Below are 24,173 nucleotides of genomic sequence, written 5' to 3' on the forward strand. Positions count from 1 at the left end.
CAGGTAAGTAGCATAATAGTATACTAAACCACCTCGACATGGCTTACTGATGGCCTGCTTTAGCTTGCGTCATTGAGGCCAGCTTTGCTTCTAGTTGCAGGGCAATATGCAGGACGGTGTTATTGTCGTCGCGACCTTTACACAATAACTGTAAAACTTGTTCCGGGTTTGCTATTTTGCCTTTTGCTTTTGTGTGACTGGGTATGATGATGTCCATTCGCTTAGCGAGGATACCAAGCTGTTGCAGCACAGTCGGTTCGCCGATGTCATGATAAATGCGCATCAGCTTATCCTCTACTGACTGAGGGACCTGTTGTAATTGCCTAACGGAATACGCGGTATGCAGCCACTGGTAGTAGCCAAGAAGATCTTTACTATCGAGACGTGCAGTATTACGCGCTGCTCGCTGATCCAGTCGCTTAAACAAATCCCAGTTTTGCTGTAAATAAGCAACCAGTAACATATTGGTTAGATTAATCGCGGTTCCAGTTATACGAGCATCACGCTCATTGATTAATAAAGCGCCGCGGAATTGCTCAAGGGCGGTATCATAGTGTTCACGCTGCAAGGCAATGAGACCTAAATTATTAGTGAATACTGAACGCATTACGTCGTTATCTAGGTGATTGCCAATTTCCATACCTAATTGAAAAACCCGCTCAGCCCCCTCTACGTCATCCTTGAGCAACAAGGTGATACCAGCGGTTCCTGCGACCCTAGCAATATCAGTGCTGTTGTCGGCATGGCGAACAGCACATTGCGCTGCAGCCATAGCGCTAAGATAACCTTGATTGCGACGAAACCACACTGAGGTTGCCGCAAGCACTTCTGACAGGGAAGAGTTATACGCTTCAAACTGCACCATGGAAGCCAATGCTCGCGCATATTCAGCCACTTGTTGATGATCGTAAACGTAAGCAGATGCCCAAAAACCAGTACGATAATAACGAAATTGCTCAGGCAGACTCAGTGCAGATACCTTACCTTGGTGCTGCTGAATAATATCCAAACTGTGGCGGGGTTTGACATTGAGATAGGCATCGGCTTCATCAATGAAGCTGGCACTGGGTTGTGCCGCGGTTAGCGGCGAAATGAGCAGCAATATCAGTCTAGCACTTGTAAACAGTGCTCGAAGTAAAGGTGAGCAAAGAGTCATTCCAAATGGCCAAATGTGGTGTTGCTTGGCTGCGAATAATCCCATCAATAATTGTAAATAGCAACTTAAAGAATCAATTTCGTGAAGGAATGTATCGCCAGTATCGCTGTCGTCGGCCCAGCTCTAAACCAGCAAGGGTAGTAAATAATCGACTAATAAAAAAAGCGGCAATATAGATTGCCGCTTCACACACTCAAGTAGGAACTTGGACTACTTAACGTAACACCAAGCCTATTTTTCGTTACAAGCGAATGCCGCCATCAATTTCAACGACACGGCCGGTAAAGAAATCGTTTTCAATAATGTACTTTGCGGTATGCGCAATTTCTTCCGCCTCACCAAGACGCCCTACAGGCTTCATTTTCACTAAGCGTTCTTTGGCTTCAGGTTTCATCGCGTCGGTCATCTTAGTACGGATCACCCCAGGCGCTATGGCACCTACACGAATACCATAACGACCAAGCTCTTTGGCCCAACTGGTGGTCATGGCTACGACACCAGACTTAGCTGCAGAGTAATTGGTTTGACCCATGTTGCCAGCGCGCGCGACACTCGACATATTAATGATCACTCCACCTTCGCCGGCTTCAACCATTTTCACTGCCGCTTCGCGACCACACAAAAACACGCCTGTTAGGTTGACATCTATAACCGATTGAAATTGCGAAAGCGACATTTTATCGACGATTTGACCTTCTTTTGCTTTTAATAGCAGGCCATCACGGAGAATACCGGCATTATTGATCAGCACACTAATACCACCAAAATCACCGACGATATCATTAAATACTTTTTCCACCTCGGCTTCCACAGCGACATTGGCGGCATAGGTTTTCACCTCAACACCCAGCTTTGACAACTCGGCTTGCGCATCACTTAATAACTCCTGCTGCATATCAATAAGCGCTAGGTTTGCACCTTGCTGCGCCATTGATGTGGCCATAGCAAAGCCTAAGCCTTGAGCGCCACCGGTGATTACCACGGTTTTGTTTTTAATATCCATAACTACTTCTCTGAATAAAGCTTAAATATAGAACTGAAATCTTCGCTGCCTTTACCTTGATTTTGCATCAAGTTATACAGATTTTTGGCCAGTGCCCCCATCGGCGTTGCTGAATTGGTTTGCTGTGCCGATTGCATTGCCAGGCCCAGATCCTTTGCCATTAAGTCCAGCATAAAGCCCGGTTTATAACCGTTAGAAGAAGGCGCATTCTCCAGCACATCAGGACATGGGTTATACAACTCTAGCGTCCAGTTGCGACCTGAGCTATTGAGCATGATTTCACTAAGCACTTTGGGGTCTAGACCGTGATCAATTCCCATTTGCAATGCTTCGCTGGTGCCTGCCATCAAAATAGACAACAGCATGTTGTTGCAGATTTTGGCAACCTGACCGGCACCAATATCGCCGGCATGGAAAATGTTTTTCCCCATGCCTGCCAATACCACTTGGGCTCGTTCAAAGTCAGCTTTAGCACCGCCAACGATAAAGGTTAATGTACCTGCAGCAGCGCCAGCAACACCACCTGACACAGGGGCATCAACAAAAGCGATCCCCGCCTCGGCGAGTGTATTGCCAACGAATTGGGCCGATTCGGCATCAATGGTTGAACAGTCAATAACCTGAGTATTTTTTGCTAGATAATTAATTAAACCATCGTCGCCGGTATAAACGGCACGAACGTGTTTGCCCGCCGGGAGCATGCTGATGACGTAATCCGCTTCGCGACAGACATCACTGACGACAGTTGCTTTAGTCGCGCCTTGTGATTCTAAAGCCGCAACAGCTTCAGCACTTAAGTCAAATACACACACCTCGTGACCTGCTTTGAGCAGGTTGCTGGCCATTGGTCCGCCCATGTTACCTAAGCCAATAAATCCAATCTTTGCCATGATTATACTCCTTACAGATCCGCTAACGGATGGTTATCATCGTTCCAGCGCGGGGCGAAAAAGCTTTCTAACGCTTCCTCGCTGACTTCGCCGACGGATTTAAATTGCCAGTTAGGTTGACCATCTTTATCAATAAGCAGCGCTCTCACGCCCTCCTGAAATTCACCAAACTCGCCCGCTCTGACCGACATGCCAAGCTCTTGCATAAAGCAAGCTTTTAAACTTTTACCTTTACTACGAGCTAGCTGTGCTTTGACAATCGCCGCGCTCATAGGTGAGCCGTGCTGTAATGCCGCTTGCGCTTTGCTGAGCCACTTGTTGTCGCTGCTATCCAAATCGAGAATAAACGCCACTTGTTTTTCTAACTCGGCAATTTCATCAAGCTCTTTTAACTGCTCTAGTAATGGCTCAATTTGACTCTCAGGCATTACTTCATGCGAGGCGTCTTCTAGTGAGTCTAATAGCAAAGTGAGTTTTTCATGGTTAAGCACATTGGTTTGCTCCCAATTCACTTCCACCAGGTTTTGCAGTAACACCTCAAGCTTTTCTGCGTCCATAAAGTGATCGCCAAGCCCCACCAATTTGGCATCGGTGGCATTAATGTTTGCCGCGGTGAGGCCTAGGAATAAGCCAACACCCGGCGGCATTTTATTGAGGAAATAACTGCCACCAACATCCGGATACAAGCCGATGGTAATTTCTGGCATGGCAATACGCGACGTTTCGGTCACTACTTTGTGACTCGCGCCGGCGGTTAAACCAAGACCACCGCCCATAATAATGCCGCTGCCCCACAACAAGATTGGCTTGTCGTAATTGTGAATTTGGTAATCAAGACGGTACTCTTCAGAGAAGAAGGTTTCCACTAGTGTGTTGTCTTGACCCGTGGCCATTTCGCGATACAAGCTCACCACGTCGCCGCCGGCGCAAAACGCTTTTTCTCCAGCGCCTTTTAGCAACACCATGACCACTTCCTGGTCTTGCGCCCAGGCTTCTAGCTGTGGTGTTAACAGGCGGATCATATCGAGATTAAGTGCGTTCAGTGCCTTAGGTGCATTTAACGTAGCAATGCCAATGCTCATGCCATTATGGCACTTGGCCAGCTCAAAAATGACTGGCGCATCTGCTTGATTCAGTTGCTGTATTTCTACCATTAGCCATTCACCCAGTTTGCTTTGCGTTTTTCTAAGAAAGCATTGACGCCCTCTTTTTGATCTTGGGTGTCAAACAGCGTGACGAATAATTCACGCTCAAGAGGTAATGCGCTTTGAATGCTGCCACTGCGGCCTTTTTGAATAAGCGCTTTACAGGCGGTAACAGCAACCGGACTTTGATCTTCCACTTTTTTCGCGAGCGCCAAAGCCGCTTCTAACGCTTGACCTTGCTCTACTACTTCTTCCACTAAACCAATTTGCTCGGCTTTTTCGGCTTTCAAGCGCTCTCCACACAGGATCATACGCTTTGCCCAGCCCTCGCCCACTAACCAAGATAGGTTTTGGGTGCCACCAGCACAAGGTAGCAGACCTACCTTTGCTTCAGGTAAGGCCATTTGCGCTTGTGCTTCGGCAATACGAATATCACAGGCCAAGGCAACTTCTAAACCACCGCCCATAGCAAAACCGTTAATGGCTGCGATAGACACGCCTCTGAAGTCACTTAAGGTTTCAAACGCCTCACCAAACACACGGGACATATCGGCGGCTACGCCTTTGTCACCGTCTGCAAAAACGTTTAAGTCAGCGCCTGCTGAAAAGAACTTCTCCCCTTCACCAGTCAGCACTAAGGCATAAATATTCTTATCGGCATTGAGCTCTAGAACTAATTCTTTTAGTCCCACCAAAGTGTCTTTAGTCCAAGTATTGGCTGGCGGGTTTGACATGGTCACAACCGCAACGTGACCTTGCTTTTCAAGTTTTAACTGTGCAGTCATAATGCTCTCCTTATAAAACGCTTGCCGCGCCTTCAGCTAAGATCCGGCGTGCAATAATGACACGCATGATTTCATTGGTGCCTTCGAGAATTTGGTGAACACGCACATCACGTAAATGGCGCTCAAGTGGATATTCTTTGATGTAGCCATAACCACCGTGAATTTGTAAGGCATCGTCACAAATTTTGGTGCCGGCATCGGTTGCAAAACGCTTTGCCATCGCACAGTAGGTTGTTTTTTCGGCATCATTGGTGTCAAGTTTGAACGCCGCTAAACGAACCATCTGGCGCGCTGCCACCAGCTCAGTGTTCATATCGGCAATTTTAAACTGCAGCGCTTGGAAAGCAGCCAAGGGCTTGCCAAACTGCGAACGTTCCTGCATATAGTCTTTAGCCGTGTTTAACGCTTGCTGCGCCGTACCGATTGAACAGGTTGCGATGTTTATACGACCACCATCTAAGCCCTGCATGGCAAATTTAAACCCTTCGCCTTCTTGACCTAGTAAGTTGCTCGCTGGAATGCGAACGTTTTCAAACGTAACAAGGCGCGTTGGCTGCGCATTCCAGCCCATTTTTTCTTCTGCTTTGCCATAGATCACGCCTTCAGCGTCGGCTGGTACGACGAACGCAGAGATCCCTTTAGGACCAGCTTCACCCGTTCTTGCCATCACCACTAAGACATCGGTTTCACCGGCACCAGAGATAAACATTTTTGAACCATTAAGAACGTAGTCATCTCCTTCCTTAACAGCTTTAGTCTTTAATGAAGCTGCATCAGAGCCTGAACCAGGTTCAGTTAAGCAGTATGATGCCAATAGTTCACCAGTAACGAGTTGATCCATATAACTGGCTTTGGTTTGCTCAGTGGCAAAACTGGCGATCATCCAGGTGGCCATATTATGGATGGTTAACATGGCTGTGGTAGCAGTACAGCCCATTGAAAGTTGCTCAAAAATAATACTGGAATCTAGACGTGATAATCCTAAACCACCTGCTTCTTCAGGGGTGTATAAACCACAAAAGCCCAGCTCACCGGCTTTTTTAATTACATCCTTAGGAAAAATGTGTTCTTGATCCCATTTCGCCGCATGTGGTGCAAGCTCACTCATTGCGAATTGGTATGCCATATCGGCGAATGCTTGTTGATCTTCATTTAGATTAAAGTCCACGCTAGACCTCTCTTGCTGTTCTGACACCCTGATTGTGCGTCGGTAATTCTTATCATCACACGGATTGTGTGTACTTCTAAAAAAGCGTGCTTTCCCTGCAAAGCACGCTAGTAATCGGCGTTATCTGAGGTTAATACTCATGTTTGGACCGCTCACGGCTTCGTCATCAAACCAACGAGAGGTGATGGTCTTGGTTTCAGTATAAAAACGCACACCTTGTTTACCGTAAGTGTGCTGATCGCCATAGAACGAGTTTTTCCAACCCGTGAATGAGAAAAACGGCAGTGGCACCGGAATTGGAATATTAATCCCTACTTGACCTACCTCAATTTCGCGCTGGAACTTACGCGCTGCACCACCACTGGCAGTAAACAACGAAGTACCATTGCCATAAGGGTTGTTGTTAATTAGTTCAATGGCTTCATCTAAGCTGTCGACAAAAACACAACACAATACCGGACCAAAGATCTCTTCTTTGTAGATGTCCATATCTGTGGTGACGTTAGAGAACAAGGTTGGACCTACCCAGTTGCCTTGTTCATAGCCCTCTAAGGTAAATTCAGAGCCGTCTAACAAGCAGGTTGCGCCTTGCTGTTTACCACTGTCAATTAAAGAGAGAATACGAGCCTTAGCTTGAGGTGTGGTCTGCGGGCCGTATGCCGCTTCAGGATCATCCCAAACGCCAGGGCGAACTTTTGCCATGGCCTCTTTCAATTCCTCGACCCATTGCTGCGACTGACCTACAAACACAGCCACAGAAATGCCCATACAACGCTGACCGCCAGCGCCCACAGAAGAGCCTACTAAATTGTTTATGACCTGCTCTTTTTTCGCATCTGGCATCACCACCATGTGGTTTTTCGCGCCAACACAAGCCTGCACACGTTTTAAGTTTTGTGTACCTTTAGAATATATATACTGACCCACTCCACAAGAACCAACAAAAGAAATAGCGCGGATTTCAGGCGCTTCTAAGATCTGGTCAACTTGTTCTTTGCCACCATGTACCACTTGAAGCACCCCTTTAGGCGCTCCCGCTTCTTCAAACAGCTCTACTAAACGCATCGGCGTGAGCGGATCTTGCTCAGAAGGTTTCAAAACAAAGGTGTTACCGCAAACAATCGCCATTGGGAACATCCACAGAGGGATCATGGCTGGGAAGTTAAACGGGGTAATACCGGCACACACCCCTAGAGGCTGAGTATAAGAATAGGTATCAATGTTGCGAGCAACGTTTTCTACCGTTTCTCCCATCATCATTGAAGGTGCATTACACGCCTGCTCTACCACTTCAATACCGCGCCAAACATCGCCTTTAGCGTCTTCAAAGGTTTTACCTAGCTCATGACAAATAATAGTGGCAATTTCTTCTTGATGCTCTTTAAGTAAAGCCGCGTAGCGCATCATGATCCGCGCACGCTCTGTTACCGGTACATTGCGCCAGGTTTTAAAGGCCTCTTGAGCCGAATCAATTGCGCTCTGAACTTCTGCTTCAGTGGCGCACGGGACTTTGGCTAACACTTCTTGGTTAGCTGGATTTACTACGTCTAACCATTTGTCAGACTGAGATTGTGAGAATTCACCGTTGATGTATAAAGGTACTTGGTGCATGAAGCACTCCTCCCCGTAATGCGAATGTATGCGCTGCGTAAATGATTAGTGTTATGGAAAGCGCAGCGCGCCTTGAACGAATATAATCGTAACCGTTGTGCTAGCTTATACTTCAACTGCCATGGCAACGGCTTCGCCGCCACCGATGCAAAGTGAAGCCACCCCTTTGGATAAGCCGCGATTTTTCAATGCATGGATAAGCGTCACTAAAATGCGCGCACCACTTGCGCCAATCGGATGGCCTAGTGCACAAGCACCACCATTGACATTGACTTTATTGCTGTCGAGTTTCATTTCGTTAATCGCCAGCATAGTAACCATGGCAAATGCTTCATTGATTTCCCATAGATCCACGTCTGCCGCGCTCCAGCCTGCTTTATCGAGAAGCTTGTTCATTGCACCCACTGGTGCCACGGTAAATTCCGCAGGGGCCTGTGAATGGGTCGCGTGAGCAACAATCTTACACAGCGGTGTTAAGCCATGCTGTTTAGCTTCAGACTCACTCATTAAAATAAGTGCAGCCGCGCCATCCGAAATAGAAGATGAATTCGCCGCCGTGATGGTGCCGTCTTTTTTAAAGGCCGGACGTAGCGATGGAATTTTATCTGGACGGGCATTGCCAGGTTGCTCATCGATGCTCACTTCAACGTCGCCCTTGCGAGTTTGCATTACGTGAGGCGTGATTTCGCTGCTAAAGTCGCCATTCTCAATGGCAGCATTGGCTTTACTTAACGAGCCAAGCGCAAACTCATCCATGTTTTCGCGAGTGATACCATATTGATCGGCTGTGTCTTGAGCAAAGCAGCCCATGGCTTTGTTATCGTAGGCGTCTTCAAGGCCGTCTGCCATCATGTGATCTTTAATCTCACCGTGACCCATGCGCATGCCGCCACGGGCTTTAGGAATAAAATACGGTGAGTTGGTCATGCTTTCCATGCCGCCGGCAATCGCAGAGCGAATGCTGCCAGACTTGATCAAGTCATGGGCAAACATCGCCGCTTTGAGACCTGAGCCACACACCTTGTTAATGGTAGTAGCACCAGTTGAGCGAGCCAATCCTGCGTGTAACATGGCTTGACGTGCTGGCGCCTGACCTAGACCGGCAGGCAATACACAGCCCATGATCACTTCTTCAATACTGGCGTCACTTAAACCAGTGTCGTTAATTACCGCCTTGATTGCCGTGGCGCCTAAGTCGGTTGCAGCCGCTCCAGACAAGCTTCCCATAAAGCCACCCATAGGCGTTCTTTTTGCCGCGACGATGACAACAGCTTCGTTACTCATTGCAAAACTCCTGTTTACAAGCCACACTATTGGCTTGTGAAAATTTAACTCTTAGGTTGAGCATACATAATATTTACGTTTACGCCAACGTAAATCTAAAATCAACCATTGTGAGATCAACCGAAGTGTAAAGCTGAGTTACACAGTTTGCTTTCCACTCCTTACTATTTAAGGCTTGTAGCGAATTTTTACGGTATTTATAAGCCATTTTCGCATTTCTATATAAGACTAAAGCAGGATCCACCCTCACCCCTTTACCTTTACGTAAACTTCACTTATATTGGTCTAATCAGTGACGTTGTAAGTGTAAATAGAAAATGCAAGAACCTAACGAACCAACTTATTCAATCAGCGAGTTAGCTAAAGAGTTTGATATCACCACTCGCAGTATTCGTTTTTACGAAGACCAAGGGCTACTCTCACCGAGACGCCAAGGTCAAACCCGGATCTACTCAAAGCGCGATAAAGTGCGCTTAAAATTGATCCTTCGGGGCAAACGTCTGGGCTTTACACTTGCCGAAACTGGCCGCTTATTTGAGCTTTATGACGCCGACAAGTCGAGCGAAAAACAGTTACAAACCATGTTGCAACTGATCGAAGAGAAAAAAGCCGACCTAAGCCAGCAAATGGATGACATAAAAGTTGTTTTAATGGAGCTGGTCACGGCGGAACGTCGTTGTCGCGACACCCTTAACGAGCTCGAACAATAAACTCTCACAACAGGATGACTACCTATGAGCACAGTATCTCTATATAAAGAACTCAATTTTGGTTTAGGTGAAACAGCGGATATGATCCGCGACCATGTGAACAGCTTTGCCAGCAGTGAAATTGCCCCTCTGGCGGAAAAAACCGATGAAGAAAATGCCTTTCCTAATCACATGTGGCCAAAGTTTGGTGACATGGGTCTGCTAGGTATTACAGTACCGGAAGAATTTGGTGGCTCGAATATGGGTTACCTTGAGCACGTTATTGCCATGGAAGAAATCAGCCGTGCCAGTGCCTCTATTGGCCTAAGCTATGGCGCTCACTCAAACCTGTGTGTTAATCAAATTAACCGCAACGGTAATCAAGCACAAAAAGAAAAATATCTGCCTAAATTGATCAGTGGTGAACACATTGGTGCCCTTGCCATGAGCGAGCCGAATGCCGGCTCAGATGTGGTATCAATGAAACTAAAAGCTGAGAAGCAAGGCGATAAGTACATCTTAAACGGCAACAAAATGTGGATCACCAATGGTCCTGACGCCGATGTTTTGGTGATTTATGCGAAAACGGACACTGCCGCAGGCCCACGTGGGATCACTGCCTTCATCGTAGAAAAAGACTTCCCAGGTTTTTCCACTGCACAGAAGCTAGACAAGCTAGGCATGCGTGGCTCAAACACGTGTGAATTAGTGTTCGAAAATTGTGAAGTTCCCGCAGAAAACATCCTTGGCGAACTCAATGAAGGGGTCAAAGTGCTCATGAGTGGTTTGGACTATGAGCGCGTGGTATTGGCTGGCGGACCGCTTGGCATTATGCAAGCTTGCATGGACGTGGTAGTGCCATACATCCATGAACGTAAGCAGTTTAATCAGTCTATTGGTGAGTTCCAGCTGGTGCAAGGCAAGGTGGCGGACATGTATACGCAAATGAACGCAGCGCGCTCATACGTGTATACCGTTGCCAAAGCTTGTGACCGCGGTGAAACCACCCGTAAAGACGCAGCAGGCGCCATCCTATATTCTGCCGAGTTGGCGACAAAACTGGCGTTAGATGCCATCCAACTACTCGGCGGCAACGGTTACATCAACGAGTATCCAACAGGACGTTTGCTACGCGATGCCAAGTTATATGAAATTGGTGCCGGCACCTCTGAAATTCGCCGTATGTTAATTGGTCGTGAGCTGTTTAACGAAAGCCGCTAGGAGTTTATATGACGGTACTCAATTCTGCGGTTAATCCTCAAGACCCGCAATTTAAAGCCAACAGCGATGCCATGTCAGCGCTGGTGGCGGATTTAAAAGACAAGGTCGCCCACCTTAGCCAAGGGGGCGGAGAAGCCTTAATTGCACGGCATCAAGGTCGCGGCAAGTTGTTTGTTCGTGACCGCATTGAAACTCTCCTTGATGAGGGGTCGCCTTTTCTTGAAATAGGCCAGTTTGCTGCTTATGGCGTATACGAGCAGGATATCCCTTGTGCCGGTGTGGTCGCTGGTATTGGTCGCGTTCAAGGGGTGGAATGCATGATTGTCGGCAACGATGCCACCGTCAAAGGCGGTACTTATTTTCCACTGACAGTGAAAAAACACCTCCGCGCACAAGAAATTGCCGAGCGCTGCCACCTTCCTTGTATTTATTTGGTCGACTCCGGTGGTGCTAACCTGCCTGAGCAAGATGAAGTGTTCCCTGATAAATTGCATTTTGGGCGAATTTTTTACAACCAAGCGCGTATGTCTGCCAAAGGGATCCCCCAAATTGCAGTGGTGATGGGCTTATGCACTGCCGGTGGCGCCTATGTGCCAGCAATGGCCGATGAGAGTATCATCGTTAAACAGCAAGGCACTATTTTCTTAGCTGGTCCACCGCTTGTTAAAGCGGCTACTGGGGAAGAAGTGTCAGCAGAAGATCTCGGTGGTGCAGACGTTCACTGTAAGGTCTCAGGTGTTGCCGATCACTACGCCGAAAACGACGAGCATGCCCTGTCGATTGCTAGACAATGCGTGTCACGATTAAATCATCAACGCCCTACTCGACCCATTTTAAAAGATGCCCCGGCACCACGTTACGACATCAATGAAATCTATGGCATTGTAGGCACCGATCTGAAAAAGCCATTTGATGTCCGTGAAGTCATTGCTCGAATTGTTGATGATTCGCAGTTTGATGAGTTTAAACGTTATTTTGGCGAGACCTTGGTCACCGGATTTGCCGAAATCTACGGCCATCCAGTGGGCATTGTTGCCAACAACGGCATTTTATTTTCTGAGTCAGCACAAAAAGGCGCACACTTTATCCAATTGTGCGCGCAGCGGAATATTCCTTTGCTGTTTTTACAAAACATTACCGGCTTTATGGTGGGTCAGAAGTACGAAGCCGAAGGCATCGCCAAGCACGGTGCGAAAATGGTGACTGCGGTTTCTTGTGCCGATGTGCCCAAGTTCACTGTCTTGATTGGCGGCTCTTATGGCGCTGGTAACTACGGCATGTGTGGCCGCGCTTACGAGCCAACCATGATGTGGATGTGGCCTAATGCTCGGATTTCAGTCATGGGTGGCGAGCAAGCCGCCGGGGTATTAACTCAAGTTCGCCAAGATGGCTTAGCCCGTAAAGGTCAAAGCATGAGTGACGCCGAAGTGGCTGAATTTAAAAAGCCTATTGTTGAGCAATATGAAAAGCAAGGTCACCCTTATTACGCCAGTGCACGGCTTTGGGATGACGGCGTAATCGACCCCGCAGACACCCGTACCGTACTTGGACTAGCACTCGAGGCCGCCAGTAACGCCCCCGAGCAAGCGTCTAAGTTTGGCGTCTTTAGAATGTAAGGAGCACTTATGCCAGTCACTTTAACCATAACAAAAACCAAAGTGGCGATTTTAGAGCTAAGTCGCCCAGAAAAACACAACGCCTTTAACGCTGAGGTGATTGCTGAGTTAATTAAAAACATTGAGTATGCCGGCACCTTGGATGTCCGGGCATTAGTATTAAAAACCCAAGGTAAGCACTTTTCAGCTGGCGCCGATCTGGCTTGGATGAAGTCCATGGCCGCTAACGACTATGATGAAAACGTCGCCGATTCCATGGAACTTGCAAAACTAATGCAAGTATTGGCTGAGTGCCCCCACCCAACCTTATGTCTTGTTCAAGGTGCAGCGTTTGGCGGCGCACTAGGACTTATTGCCTGCTGCGACATTGCCATTGCACAGCCAAGTGCTAAGTTTTGCTTGAGTGAAGTTAAGCTAGGCCTTATCCCAGCGGTGATCAGCCCCTATGTCATTAAAGCCATTGGTGAACGCCAAGCGCGTCGTTACTTCCTAACAGCAGAAGTGTTCGACGGCGAAAAAGCACAAGCACTGGGCTTGGTTCATGAACTGAATGACGACCTTGAGCAAGCCGAAGCGGATTTTATTGCTACCATTTTAAACAATGGTCCTGCGGCAGTAAAAAGCGCCAAAGCGCTTATCTCAGAGGTGGCTGGCAACAACATCGATGGCCCTCTTATTGCCCATACCGCTGAGCGCATTGCACAGATCCGCGTTAGTGAAGAAGGCCAAGAAGGCCTCAGTGCTTTTTTTGACAAACGCGCGCCAGCTTGGCAACACACTGCGAGCGAATAGGAGTAACTATGCTAACTAAAATTCTAATCGCAAACCGGGGTGAAATAGCATGCCGCGTGATGCGCACAGCCAAAAAAATGGGATTAACAACCGTGGCGGTCTATTCCGACGCCGACAGCAATGCCATGCACGTCAAAGCGGCTGATGAGGCCTACCATATTGGTCCGGCTCCGAGTAAAGACTCCTATCTGGTTGCCGATAAAATTCTTGAGGTGGCCAATGCCGCAGGAGCAGACTGCATACACCCAGGCTATGGCTTTTTGTCAGAGAATGAAACCTTTGCCAAAGCCTGCGAGCAAGCCGGTATTGCCTTTATTGGCCCACTGGCCAGCTCCATTGAAGCCATGGGCTCTAAAACGCGCGCCAAAGAGATCATGCACGCGGCTAACGTCCCACTGGTGCCTGGTTATTATGGCGATAAACAAGACGATGACTTCTTACAAGCCGAAGCCGATAAGATTGGTTACCCTGTTTTAATCAAAGCCGCCTACGGTGGTGGTGGTAAAGGCATGCGAGTGGTTCGTCAAAGCCACGAGTTTATGGCGGCATTAAACGGCGCTAAACGTGAAGCGGCAGCCAGCTTTGGCAACGACCTAGTGTTGCTGGAGCGGTTTGTTGATAAACCGCGCCACGTTGAAGTTCAAGTGTTTGCTGACAATCATGGTAACTGTATTTACCTAGGTGATAGAGACTGCTCTTTGCAACGTCGTCACCAGAAGGTAATTGAAGAGGCCCCGGCTCCGGGTTTGAGCGATGAGCTGCGCAAAGCCATGGGTGAAGCCGCGGTGCGCTGTGCTCAAGCCATTGATTACCGCGGAGCCGGTACCGTTGAGTTTCTTCTTTGTGGCGATGAGTTTTTCTTTATGGAGATGAACACGCGGCTGCAAGTAGAACACCCCGTCACGGAAATGGTCACCGGCGTTGACTTAGTGGAGTTACAGCTGTTGGTGGCCGCCGGCGAACAGCTGCCACTGACGCAATCACAAGTGAGCCTAACCGGCCATAGCTTTGAAGCGCGTATTTACGCTGAGGACCCAGAGCAAAACTTTATGCCTTTCTCTGGTACCCTTAGCCACTTAAGCTTTCCCACAGCACAACACAGTATTCGCATCGACACTGGGGTGCAACAAGGCGATGAAATAAGCCCTTTTTATGATCCCATGATTGCCAAGCTCATTGTGCATGGTAATTCGCGTGAGCAGGCCCTGATGAAATTAGCTGCCAGTTTAGAGCAAGTGCATTTAGCTGGGCTGAAATCGAATATTGCCTTCTTGCATCACCTTGCCGGTCACCCTACTTTCCAAGCCGGTGCACCGGATACCCACTTTATCGATACCCAAACCGAGACCTTAACGGCCTCTGTCGTTCCTGAGCAAAAGATGTTGCTGTTAGCCTGTGCTGCTTATTTAAGTCATGACCAACCTCAGCGTAACTCGGTGTGGAGTAACCTTGGCTTTCGACTCAACCAAACGGCGAAAATCGACATCCCTTTGAGTGAATATAAAGCCAGCGCTTATGCCAGCAAACAAGGCTGGAAAGTGGCGTTAGACGAGCAAATTCATGAATTGCATGGTGAGCTTGATGGCTCACAATTACAGGTAGTTATCGATGGCGTGAGAATGACCGCGGATGTGGTTATCACGGATACTGAGATAACGGTCATGTACGGCCCTTACCAAGCACAATTTGAACGTCAGTCGAAGCACTATATTAGTGAGCATGAACACGATGCTGCGCCTTTATCTGCCCCCCTTAATGGCACAGTGGTTAAGCATCTATTAGCCGTCGGTAGCCAAGTTAGCAAGGGCGATGCGGTAGTGGTGATTGAAGCCATGAAAATGGAATACACTCTGAACGCGCCTTTTGATGGTACCTTAACAAGCTATTGCTTTGGCGAAGGTGAGCTGGTCAGCCATGGCGATATGCTTGCCATTGTTGAGGAGAGTGAATAATGGCGAGTTACCCAAAACACGTCAAAATTGTTGAGGTGGGAGCACGAGATGGCTTACAAAATGAAGCCAGAGTCACCACCCAAGCTAAGATTGACTTAGTTAATGCCCTCGCTGCAGCTGGCCTCAAGCATATTGAAGCAGGCGCGTTTGTTTCACCTAAATGGGTGCCACAAATGGCCGATTCAGGCGATGTTATTGCCGGTTTCAAACGTCAGCCTGGAGTGGCAATAAGTGCCCTCACCCCCAACTTAAAAGGGGCCGATATGGCACTGTCGCATCAGGTGGATGAATTTGCCATTTTCACCGCCGCCAGCGAAGCGTTTACGCAAAAAAACATAAACTGCTCGATTGCACAAAGTATCGAACGCTTTCAAGGAGTGGTTGATCTGGCAAAAACAAATAACGTTAAGGTACGCGGGTATGTTAGCTGCGTAGTCGGCTGCCCATATCAAGGCGAAGTAGAACCTGAAGCCGTTTTAGATGTGTGTAAACAATTGTTGGCACTGGGGTGCTATGAAATCAGCCTTGGTGACACCATAGGTGTAGGTACGCCCAACAAAGTCAAAGCGTTATTGGATTTGTTACTACAACACATCCCAGCCAATAAGCTGGCGGTGCATTTCCATGATACCTATGGCCAAGCGTTAGCCAATATTCATACCGCCCTTGAAATGGGCATTGCTACCATCGATAGTGCTGTGGCAGGTCTGGGCGGCTGCCCTTATGCCAAAGGAGCGTCAGGAAATGTTGCCACTGAGGATGTGGTTTACTTGCTGCAAGGGCTTGGCATTGACAGTGGAATTGATTTAGAAAGGCTAGCAAAAGCAGGATGGGCAATTTGTGAGGCGCTGGATAAAACACCAACCAGCAAAGTGTCTTTGGCACTTAAGCAAACTTGCCAATCTTAAAACAATAACATTATTAGGAGTGGGCTTATGGCCGGTTTCGATAAAGTCGTATCGAGTTACGATGAAGCAATGGCAGGGCTAAAAGATGGCGATACCGTTATTGCCGGTGGTTTTGGCTTATGTGGTATCCCAGAAGGCTTGATTGCTGAAATAAAAAGAATGCAAACCAAAGAGTTAACTGTAGTTTCTAACAACTGTGGCGTTGACGACTTTGGCCTTGGGATCTTGCTTAAAGACCGTCAAATCAAAAAGATTATTGCCTCGTATGTCGGTGAAAATGCCCTGTTCGAGCAGCAGTTACTGGATGGCATCATCGATGTCGAACTCACACCACAAGGAACGTTAGCAGAAAAAATGCGTGCCGGTGGTGCTGGAATTCCAGCTTTTTACACTGCCACAGGGTATGGTACGCCCGTGGCTGAAGGCAAAGAGGTAAAAGAGTTTGATGGTCGTCCTTATATTTTAGAGGAGTCAATTACCGGTGAGTTTGCCATTGTTAAAGCCTGGAAAGCCGATCGCTATGGCAACCTAGTGTTCCGTCATACCGCCATGAACTTCAACCCGATGGCGGCAACCGCTGGCAAAATTACCGTCGCTGAGGTAGAGGAAATTGTTGAACCTGGAGAACTTGAGCCAAGCCAAATTCACACCCCAGGGATTTATGTCAACCGCGTTATCAAGGGTAACTTTGAAAAGCGCATTGAACGTGTTACTACGCGCAACTAGGAGGCAATCATGGCGTTAAATCGTGAACAAATTGCAATGCGCGTGGCGCAAGAACTGCAAGACGGCTATTACGTAAACTTAGGTATTGGTATTCCGACCCTAGTGGCTAATTATGTACCACAAGCCATTGAAGTCATGCTGCAATCCGAAAATGGCTTACTTGGCATGGGGCCATACCCAACCACAGAGCAAGTGGATGCAGATATGATTAACGCGGGTAAAGAAACCGTGACAGCAGCCACAGGTGCAGCTATTTTTAATAGCGCTGAAAGCTTTGCCATGATCCGTGGTGGTCATGTAGACTTAACGGTATTAGGTGCATTTGAAGTGGATCAACAAGGTAATATTGCCTCTTGGATGATCCCGAAAAAATTAATCAAAGGCATGGGTGGCGCAATGGATTTAGTTGCCGGTGCGCGCAACATCGTTGTCACCATGACCCATGCCAGTAAGCATGGTGACTCTAAACTATTAGAGTCATGCACATTACCGCTTACCGGGGTAAATTGTGTGAAAAAGATAGTCACTGACTTAGCCGTGTTAGAAGTAAAAGATGGCGCATTCCATTTGCTAGAGCGCGCCCCTGGTGTTAGTGTTGATGAAATAATCAGCAAAACCGCCGGCAAGCTCATTGTTGACGGAGACATTCCCGAGATGCAGCTAGACGCAGTATAAGCGTCAATGTACCGACCTCATTCCCAGTGCCAAAGGCGCTGAGTTACCCAAAACCCCTCGTTTGAGGGGTTTTTTTTTCATCTATAACTTTGCTTTTGTTTAACAATCAACCAAACTGGCAACCTAAAAATCATGATTTTTAAATAAAAAATTCAGTCTCCATTTACTTTTGTGTATGAAGCCCTAAACTATTAAAAGGCAGTGAGGTAGAGTTGTTGCAGATCGCATCGACTGAATATCAAGCTGTGCAACAAGCAGGTAATGAAGCAGTTTGGTTGGTTTATCTTAATTACAAGTATTCGAGGCATTAATACTGTCGCTGTAACTAACATAAACCCATCTTATTACTCATGCGTTTAAATCTCTGTGCTACAAAGGTAGTAGAAGTAAAATATGCACACCAGATTTACCCAGGCATATTTCACTTTCAGTAGCTGCAAACGGTGTGAGAGTCAGCGTGCAACCAATAAGCCCGCTTTTACTTGGCGGCAAGCCACCACACTGACGAAATAATAGCTGAACTACTCACTACTTGCTTACCGAGCTAACTTTATATAAAAGTTGAACGTGAAACTGCTTGGTGTCGTATCACGATGAAAAAAATAAGAGGATATCATGGGCAATAACCACGATAAGTACAGCATCGACAATACCGACTACACGGTTGGACAAGATAACGTCCAAAAGTGGGGCTTTGACGTACATAACCCGGTGTTTGGCGTCAGTGCCGGTCTGATCTTGGCGTTTCTAGTCGCCGTATTACTCGTTGACTCTGAAGTCGCAAAGTCCACCCTAGATGGCATCAAGTGGGATATCATTGGCTCATTTGACGCGCTATTTATGTGGTCTGGCAATTTATTTGTTATTTTCTGCTTAATTTTGGTGGTGTCACCATTTGGTAAAATTCGCCTCGGTGGCGCCAGTGCCAAACCCAGTTACTCGACTTTATCTTGGCTAGCGATGTTGTTTGCCGCTGGTATGGGTATTGGACTGATGTTTTGGGGCGTGGCTGAGCCTGTGGCTTACTACACTGGGTGGTATGAAACGCCCTTAAATGTCACTGCAAACACGCCTGAAGCTGCGAAAATGGCGATGGGTGCAACCATGTACCACTGGGGACTGCATCCTTGGGCTATTTATGCTGTGGTTGCTTTATCACTGGCTTTTTTCGCTTACAACAAGGGCCTTCCGCTGTCTATTCGCTCCATTTTCTACCCTATTCTTGGCGACAGAGCGTGGGGTTGGCCAGGTCATGTGATTGATATTCTGGCCGTGCTTGCCACCTTATTTGGCCTTGCCACTTCTTTGGGGCTAGGTGCGCAACAGGCGGGTGCCGGTATTGAACATGTGTTTGGTCTGGAAGCCGGTCTTGGCATGGAAATAGGCGTGATTATCGGTGTCACGGCACTGGCTATTATTTCCGTTGTGCGTGGCATTGACGGTGGTGTTAAATTGCTGAGTAACACCAACATGATTATTGCATTCGTGTTGTTAGTGTTTGTTGGTGCCGTTGGTCTTGCCGTTGCGTTAGGTAACATCCCAACCACCATTATGGCTTACGTGGAAAACATCATTCCACTGAGTAACCCGCATGGTCGTGAAGATGAAGCCTGGTTCCAAGGTTGGACTGTATTCTACTGGGCATGGTGGATTTCTTGGTCACCGTTCGTGGGCATGTTCATCGCACGTGTTTCTGAGGGTCGTACTATCCGTGAATTCATCACTGCCGTACTGCTGATCCCAACTGCGGTAACCGTGATTTGGATGTCTATCTACGGTGGTTTAGCCATTGACCAAGTTAAAAATGGTGTTGGAGCATTAGGTACCGATGGCTTAACTGAAGTACCACTGGCGATGTTCCAGATGTTTGAAGCTTTACCTCTTAGCAATGTCTTGTCAGTAATAGCCATTGTACTGGTGTTGGTGTTCTTCATCACTTCATCAGATTCAGGATCATTGGTAATTGATAGCATCACCGCAGGCGGTAAAATTGATGCCCCAGTACCACAACGTGTATTTTGGGCAAGCGTTGAGGGCGCCATTGCCGCTGCGCTACTTTGGATTGGTGGTAAAGAAGCCATCGAGGCACTGCAAGCTGGGGCTATTTCAACTGGTCTGCCCTTCACTTTTGTATTGCTGCTAATGTGTGTGAGCTTAATCTTAGGCTTACGTACTGAGCCGAAAACAGGGTATTAATCACTTCACATAAATACTAGCAGTCCGCTTAGCTTGCGGATTGCCACAACGCAAAAAGGCGAGAGTGCATATGCAGTCTCGCCTTTTTTGTTGCTACTACTAGCCTCAGTTATATTAGTGTTGTGTTGAGTAACTAACTCCAAATATCTTTTATCATGGTCTCGGGTAATAAATCATGCTGAGCTTGCGCTTGCAACAGCTCGGCCGTTGCTAAGGCATCAGACAGTGCATGGTGAGGCTGATAATAGGGCAGACCATATCGAATACGACAATCGGCAAGCCGCAGTGAGGGAATGGGCTTTCTCGTCAGCCTCTCAAGCCAGCTGCGATGGTTGTTAATGGCTTTTTGCTCTACCACCATGGTATCAATCACTGGAAACTCAATCCCCTCTCCTATTCTCGCCATTAACGCCGCGTGAAAGAACGATTTTTCAATAAACTGATAATGCACCACTATCACTTTGCCAGTTAAAGCGGTTAAAATTTCCTCTAACACTTGTTCTAGGTCAGGCGCTTGTGCAATTTGCGAATGAGTAATGCGATGTAATACCACCGACTCTTCGGCGAGTGGGCAGCTTGGCTTCACCAGCCAGTGTTTGGCTTCGGCGCAACGAATACGCCGTAAATCAAACGGCACAATACCGACGCTGACAATGTCATCTTTTTCCGGGTCGAGCCCTGTGGTTTCAAAGTCGAGCGCGACAAATTCGCTTTCGGCTAAGGTGCCAAATGGGTCAACCACACCTTGTTGATAAAACGCGCTTAGGCGCTTATCTTTTGATGTGTTTGCTAAACGTTTAAAACGGCTTTGCCATGACGCTATATTACCTTGCATGCACTGTTTACCTTTTTGCCATGATACTCATGGCAGTTATTTCATCTTTGACTTGTTTTGGTATCTGAATTTTAAAAAGCTTTGTGCTTTATCAAGCACGCCAAACGCCTCTTTTAAGTTACGTTGCTCGAACTCAGACAGGGTTTCTGGTGGCAAGCTGTTATCTGGCTTTTCCCCCTGCTCTAGTTGCCACGCTTGATGACGAATGCGCATAATAGCAATATACTCGAGCGCCGCTTGCAGGTCTTGTACTTTGCCTTTTGGTAATATCTTAGCTTCTTGAATATCTTCTAAGCGTTCAAAAGAGTTTTGCTTACGAGAGCCCACCGCCAGTGCATGAACACGCACCAAATCGCTCAGTGGCGCAGTGCCGCGTCTCTTAATATTCATCGAACGCTTATGTTGGCCATCTTGCTCTAACACAAAGCCATTAAAAAAGCCCAGAGGCGGTGTTCGGCGTAATGCATTGTGCGCCATGGCGGCTAAAAACCCGGGGGTTTTCTGTGCCTTTTTACTGATAAAGGCGGTTAAGTCTTGTGCCCATTTTATTTCTCCCCAGACGCCCTCCAGATCAAAGAAAATCGAGCTATTTAACAACGCCTCAGGGTTAGGATTATCCATCCAATCACTGAACTGCTGTTGCCACTGGCTATAGGTCATGCGCCACGTTGGGTTACTGGCCATAATGCCACCATCGCAGTATTTATAGCCACAGTTAGCGAGGCCATCGCAAACAAACTTAGCCAGTTGTTCAAAATACACACCGTGTTTATTGGGGTGATAACTGTCGTCTAAGATCAGCGCATTATCCTGATCGGTCACGATTAACTGCTCATCTCTGGCCATCGAGCCCAAGGCAATAAAGCAATATGGAATGGGTGGCGGTCCCAGTTTCGCCTCCGCCAGCTCCAGCAATTTATGTTTGAAGGTCTTGCCAATAATCGACATAGCAGAGCCAATCATGTGGGAGTTGGCGTCTTCATTTACCATGCGAGTAAAAATAGCACTCAAGTGCTTAGAATAGCTGGCTAAGTCTTCTACGCTTTGTTGCTCCATTAGGCCACGGACAAACAATAAGCTACTTTGTGACTCATAACGTAAGATATCTGACAGCGCCAACATACCAATGGGCTTGCGTTTATGTACGATAGGCAGGTGATGTACACTGTCTCTGAGCATAATCATCATCGCCTCAAAGACATACGCGTTGGAATCCACGATCATGATGTCGGTGGTCATGATATCGGCCACAGGGGTATCATAAGGAAGCCCCTCAGCGACCACTTTCGAGCGCAGATCTCGGTCGCTTATTAACCCCACAACCTGAGCGTCGTCTTCTTCTGGATCTTCCATAATGGGTTTATCGGGATCAAAAATTAATAACGAAGATACTTGCTCTTTTGCCATGATCTGTGCTGCTTGTTGCACTGTGCTATTACGGTCGGCATACACGACATCACGGAGGATCAGCTTTTTCACCTTTGCGGTGGTCATGTCGTTGCTATCAGCATGCTCCGACACGGTCATCTTCAATCGAGTATTATCATCCGCTTCAAAGTAATCGGCGAAAAACTCAAATTCACCACAGTATTCATCAAAAATGGCAACGGGAATACAGTATACCAAAGTGTCTTCTAAGGTTTTTGCTCCGAAGCGGACTCGGCGATTCATCAATAAACCACGATGGCCAAAAATGCCTCCTGCCGAAATACGGTGATATAACTCACCCGAGCGACGAAACAGCTCCACCGCACCAGAACGGATAACATGTAGGTTGGTAATGGTTTGACCGTATTCTAGAATCTGACTACCAGAGCGGTAATAGCTCACCTCAACGCTGCCAGCCAAGCGATTGAGTGCATCGATTGGTAATTCAGAAAACGGTGGGTAGGCGGCTAAGAAATTGGCTATTTCTTGATGTTCAACTTCCATGATTTAACTTTCTGGTTTTAAAGGGATACCCATATTGTGGGAGACAGAATACGATTTTGCAATGAAAAGCCTGTTGCACCATCGGCTGGCAGTGTGAAAGTGACTTAAGCCAACGGCAGTAAATTGCTTTGTACCACATCTAGGCCTTTAAAAACGCCAGCAATCCATACATACTGAAGACAATAAAAACGACATTAACAGGATAAATTACTCATGGCGTATGAAGTCAATTTTGACGGCCTAGTTGGTCCCACTCACAACTACGCGGGACTCTCTTATGGCAACGTAGCTTCGCTTTCTAATGCTGCTGCCAGCTCTAACCCTAAAGAAGCCGCATTACAAGGCCTTGCTAAAATGAAGGCAATGCATGATAGCGGCTTAAAGCAAGGTGTGTTTGCCCCGCATGCCAGACCCAGTCTCACCGCTTTGCGTCGGGTTGGCTTTAGTGGCAGTGATGCCGAAGTGTTAAATAAAGCCTACAAACACGATCCGGTCTTATTACGCGCCTGCTATTCGGCCTCAGCGATGTGGACAGCCAATGCTGCGACAGTGTCGCCATCTGCGGACTCTAGTGATGGCAAGGTGCACTTCACCAGTGCCAACTTAAACTGTAAATTCCACCGCTCCATTGAACCCAGCACCACGTCTAACCTGTTGCGGGCCATGTTTGCCGATAACCAGTATTTTAACCATCACCAGCACTTACCAGAACAACCGTTTTTTGGTGACGAAGGCGCGGCAAACCACACTCGCCTCGCGGACAGCCATGCTAGCCCCGGCTTACAGTTATTTGTTTATGGTGCCAGTGGTTTTAATCAAGCCATTAAAGGGCCCAGCAAATACCCGGCTCGGCAAACACTCGAAGCCAGCCAAGCAATCGCCAGACTGCACCAACTTAATGACGACAACGCCATTTTTATCCAACAAAACCCGGATGTGATTGACCAAGGGGTGTTTCATAATGACGTCATTGCGGTGGGTAATGAAAATGTCTTGTTTTGTCATGACCAAGCATTTATCAACCAAGTTGAAAGCCTGACCCAGATCCGTCAAGCATACCAAGGTCAGCAGCCGCTGCACATTGTCGAAGTGCCCAGCCACGCCGTTAGTGTAGAGGATGCTGTACGTAGTTATTTATTCAACTCGCAGTTAGTGACCTTACCCTCAAGTGAAATGATGTTGGTGGCACCTGAAGAATGCGCCAACAATGACAATGTTGCCGCTTATATTGAATACATGTTGGCGGCCGATAACCCCATCAAGCAAGTACGTTTTTTTGATTTACGTCAGAGTATGCAAAATGGCGGCGGCCCTGCTTGTCTGCGCTTACGGGTTGCCCTCACACAACAAGAGCTAACAGCGGTTAACCCAGAAGTGATGATGAGTGACAGCAAATATCAGCAACTTTGCCAATGGGTTAACAAGCATTACCGAGACAGTGTCACAGAGCAAGACCTCGCGGATCCTAGCTTGTTACAAGAGTCCTACACGGCGTTAGACGAGCTGACGCAATTGTTAAAGCTCGGCAGTGTCTACGAGTTTCAGCAAAATTAGTGTTGCTATGGGGCGGTGAGGCGTAGAGTCTTTCC

Annotated in this window: 20 protein-coding genes; 10 read left to right on the plus strand and 10 right to left on the minus strand. The window is 47.5% G+C overall.

Features of this window, described 5'->3' with window-relative positions; all coding sequences use genetic code 11:
* Positions 1-43: 43 nt before the first annotated feature.
* The 8 genes from ACNKW2_RS02295 to ACNKW2_RS02330 all read right to left on the minus strand — a co-directional run bounded on the left by ACNKW2_RS02295 (position 44) and on the right by ACNKW2_RS02330 (position 9,042).
* The gene (locus ACNKW2_RS02295) at positions 44-1,201 is read right to left on the minus strand and encodes a hypothetical protein (RefSeq protein WP_419147105.1); all 1,158 of its coding nucleotides are present in this window, start codon (positions 1,199-1,201) and stop codon (positions 44-46) included.
* Between the two features lie 196 nt (positions 1,202-1,397).
* On the minus strand, positions 1,398-2,159 hold the full coding sequence (locus tag ACNKW2_RS02300) for an SDR family oxidoreductase (protein WP_419147106.1): 762 nt from the start codon (positions 2,157-2,159) through the stop codon (positions 1,398-1,400).
* A gap of 2 nt (positions 2,160-2,161) precedes the next feature.
* Positions 2,162-3,049: a 3-hydroxyisobutyrate dehydrogenase gene (gene mmsB / locus ACNKW2_RS02305; RefSeq protein ID WP_419147107.1), complete on the minus strand. Its 888-nt coding sequence runs from the start codon at positions 3,047-3,049 to the stop codon at positions 2,162-2,164.
* Positions 3,050-3,060: 11 nt separating this feature from the next.
* Positions 3,061-4,203, minus strand: coding sequence for an enoyl-CoA hydratase/isomerase family protein (locus tag ACNKW2_RS02310; RefSeq protein WP_419147108.1), 1,143 nt, complete (start codon positions 4,201-4,203; stop codon positions 3,061-3,063).
* Positions 4,203-4,979, minus strand: coding sequence for an enoyl-CoA hydratase (locus ACNKW2_RS02315; RefSeq protein WP_419147109.1), 777 nt, complete (start codon positions 4,977-4,979; stop codon positions 4,203-4,205). The genes ACNKW2_RS02310 and ACNKW2_RS02315 overlap by 1 nt, the downstream gene beginning before the upstream one ends.
* A gap of 10 nt (positions 4,980-4,989) precedes the next feature.
* The gene (locus ACNKW2_RS02320) at positions 4,990-6,147 is read right to left on the minus strand and encodes an acyl-CoA dehydrogenase family protein (protein ID WP_419147110.1); all 1,158 of its coding nucleotides are present in this window, start codon (positions 6,145-6,147) and stop codon (positions 4,990-4,992) included.
* Between the two features lie 120 nt (positions 6,148-6,267).
* Positions 6,268-7,758 (minus strand): CoA-acylating methylmalonate-semialdehyde dehydrogenase, encoded by a 1,491-nt coding sequence (locus ACNKW2_RS02325; RefSeq protein ID WP_419147111.1) that lies wholly within the window; start codon positions 7,756-7,758, stop codon positions 6,268-6,270.
* Between the two features lie 105 nt (positions 7,759-7,863).
* Entirely contained in the window at positions 7,864-9,042 is a 1,179-nt protein-coding gene (locus ACNKW2_RS02330) for a thiolase family protein (protein ID WP_419147112.1), read from the minus strand.
* A gap of 317 nt (positions 9,043-9,359) precedes the next feature.
* Between ACNKW2_RS02330 and ACNKW2_RS02335 the strand changes: the two genes are divergently transcribed.
* From ACNKW2_RS02335 to ACNKW2_RS02375, 9 genes are all read left to right on the plus strand, one after another.
* On the plus strand, positions 9,360-9,752 hold the full coding sequence (locus ACNKW2_RS02335) for a MerR family transcriptional regulator (protein WP_419147113.1): 393 nt from the start codon (positions 9,360-9,362) through the stop codon (positions 9,750-9,752).
* Positions 9,753-9,776: 24 nt separating this feature from the next.
* Positions 9,777-10,952: an isovaleryl-CoA dehydrogenase gene (locus ACNKW2_RS02340; protein WP_419147114.1), complete on the plus strand. Its 1,176-nt coding sequence runs from the start codon at positions 9,777-9,779 to the stop codon at positions 10,950-10,952.
* 8 nt (positions 10,953-10,960) lie between these two features.
* Positions 10,961-12,568: a carboxyl transferase domain-containing protein gene (locus tag ACNKW2_RS02345; protein ID WP_419147115.1), complete on the plus strand. Its 1,608-nt coding sequence runs from the start codon at positions 10,961-10,963 to the stop codon at positions 12,566-12,568.
* A 9-nt stretch (positions 12,569-12,577) separates the two neighbouring features.
* A complete protein-coding gene (locus tag ACNKW2_RS02350) occupies positions 12,578-13,360 on the plus strand; it encodes an enoyl-CoA hydratase-related protein (protein ID WP_419147116.1) in 783 nt (260 codons plus the stop codon).
* Positions 13,361-13,368: 8 nt separating this feature from the next.
* Positions 13,369-15,312, plus strand: a complete 1,944-nt coding sequence (locus ACNKW2_RS02355; RefSeq protein ID WP_419147117.1) for an acetyl/propionyl/methylcrotonyl-CoA carboxylase subunit alpha — start codon at positions 13,369-13,371, stop codon at positions 15,310-15,312.
* A complete protein-coding gene (locus ACNKW2_RS02360) occupies positions 15,312-16,220 on the plus strand; it encodes a hydroxymethylglutaryl-CoA lyase (RefSeq protein ID WP_419147118.1) in 909 nt (302 codons plus the stop codon). Before ACNKW2_RS02355 ends, ACNKW2_RS02360 begins: the two co-directional genes overlap by 1 nt.
* Before the next feature lie 27 nt (positions 16,221-16,247).
* Positions 16,248-16,946, plus strand: coding sequence for a CoA transferase subunit A (locus ACNKW2_RS02365; RefSeq protein ID WP_419147119.1), 699 nt, complete (start codon positions 16,248-16,250; stop codon positions 16,944-16,946).
* 9 nt (positions 16,947-16,955) lie between these two features.
* The gene (locus tag ACNKW2_RS02370; RefSeq protein WP_419147120.1) at positions 16,956-17,621 is read left to right on the plus strand and encodes a 3-oxoacid CoA-transferase subunit B; all 666 of its coding nucleotides are present in this window, start codon (positions 16,956-16,958) and stop codon (positions 17,619-17,621) included.
* A 615-nt stretch (positions 17,622-18,236) separates the two neighbouring features.
* Complete coding sequence (locus ACNKW2_RS02375; RefSeq protein ID WP_419147121.1) at positions 18,237-19,817, plus strand: BCCT family transporter; 1,581 nt, start codon at positions 18,237-18,239, stop codon at positions 19,815-19,817.
* Between the two features lie 133 nt (positions 19,818-19,950).
* On the opposite strand, the gene ACNKW2_RS02380 is transcribed toward ACNKW2_RS02375, so the two are convergent.
* Entirely contained in the window at positions 19,951-20,652 is a 702-nt protein-coding gene (locus tag ACNKW2_RS02380) for a 3'-5' exonuclease (RefSeq protein WP_419147122.1), read from the minus strand.
* Between the two features lie 36 nt (positions 20,653-20,688).
* Positions 20,689-22,584: a DUF294 nucleotidyltransferase-like domain-containing protein gene (locus ACNKW2_RS02385; RefSeq protein ID WP_419147123.1), complete on the minus strand. Its 1,896-nt coding sequence runs from the start codon at positions 22,582-22,584 to the stop codon at positions 20,689-20,691.
* A gap of 213 nt (positions 22,585-22,797) precedes the next feature.
* On the opposite strand from ACNKW2_RS02385, the gene astB reads away from it, so the two are divergent.
* Entirely contained in the window at positions 22,798-24,138 is a 1,341-nt protein-coding gene (gene astB, locus ACNKW2_RS02390) for an N-succinylarginine dihydrolase (RefSeq protein WP_419147124.1), read from the plus strand.
* The last annotated feature ends 35 nt before the right edge of the window (positions 24,139-24,173 follow it).

It is taken from the genome of Pseudoalteromonas 'SMAR' (genome assembly GCF_048515945.1).
GTDB lineage: Bacteria > Pseudomonadota > Gammaproteobacteria > Enterobacterales > Alteromonadaceae > Pseudoalteromonas.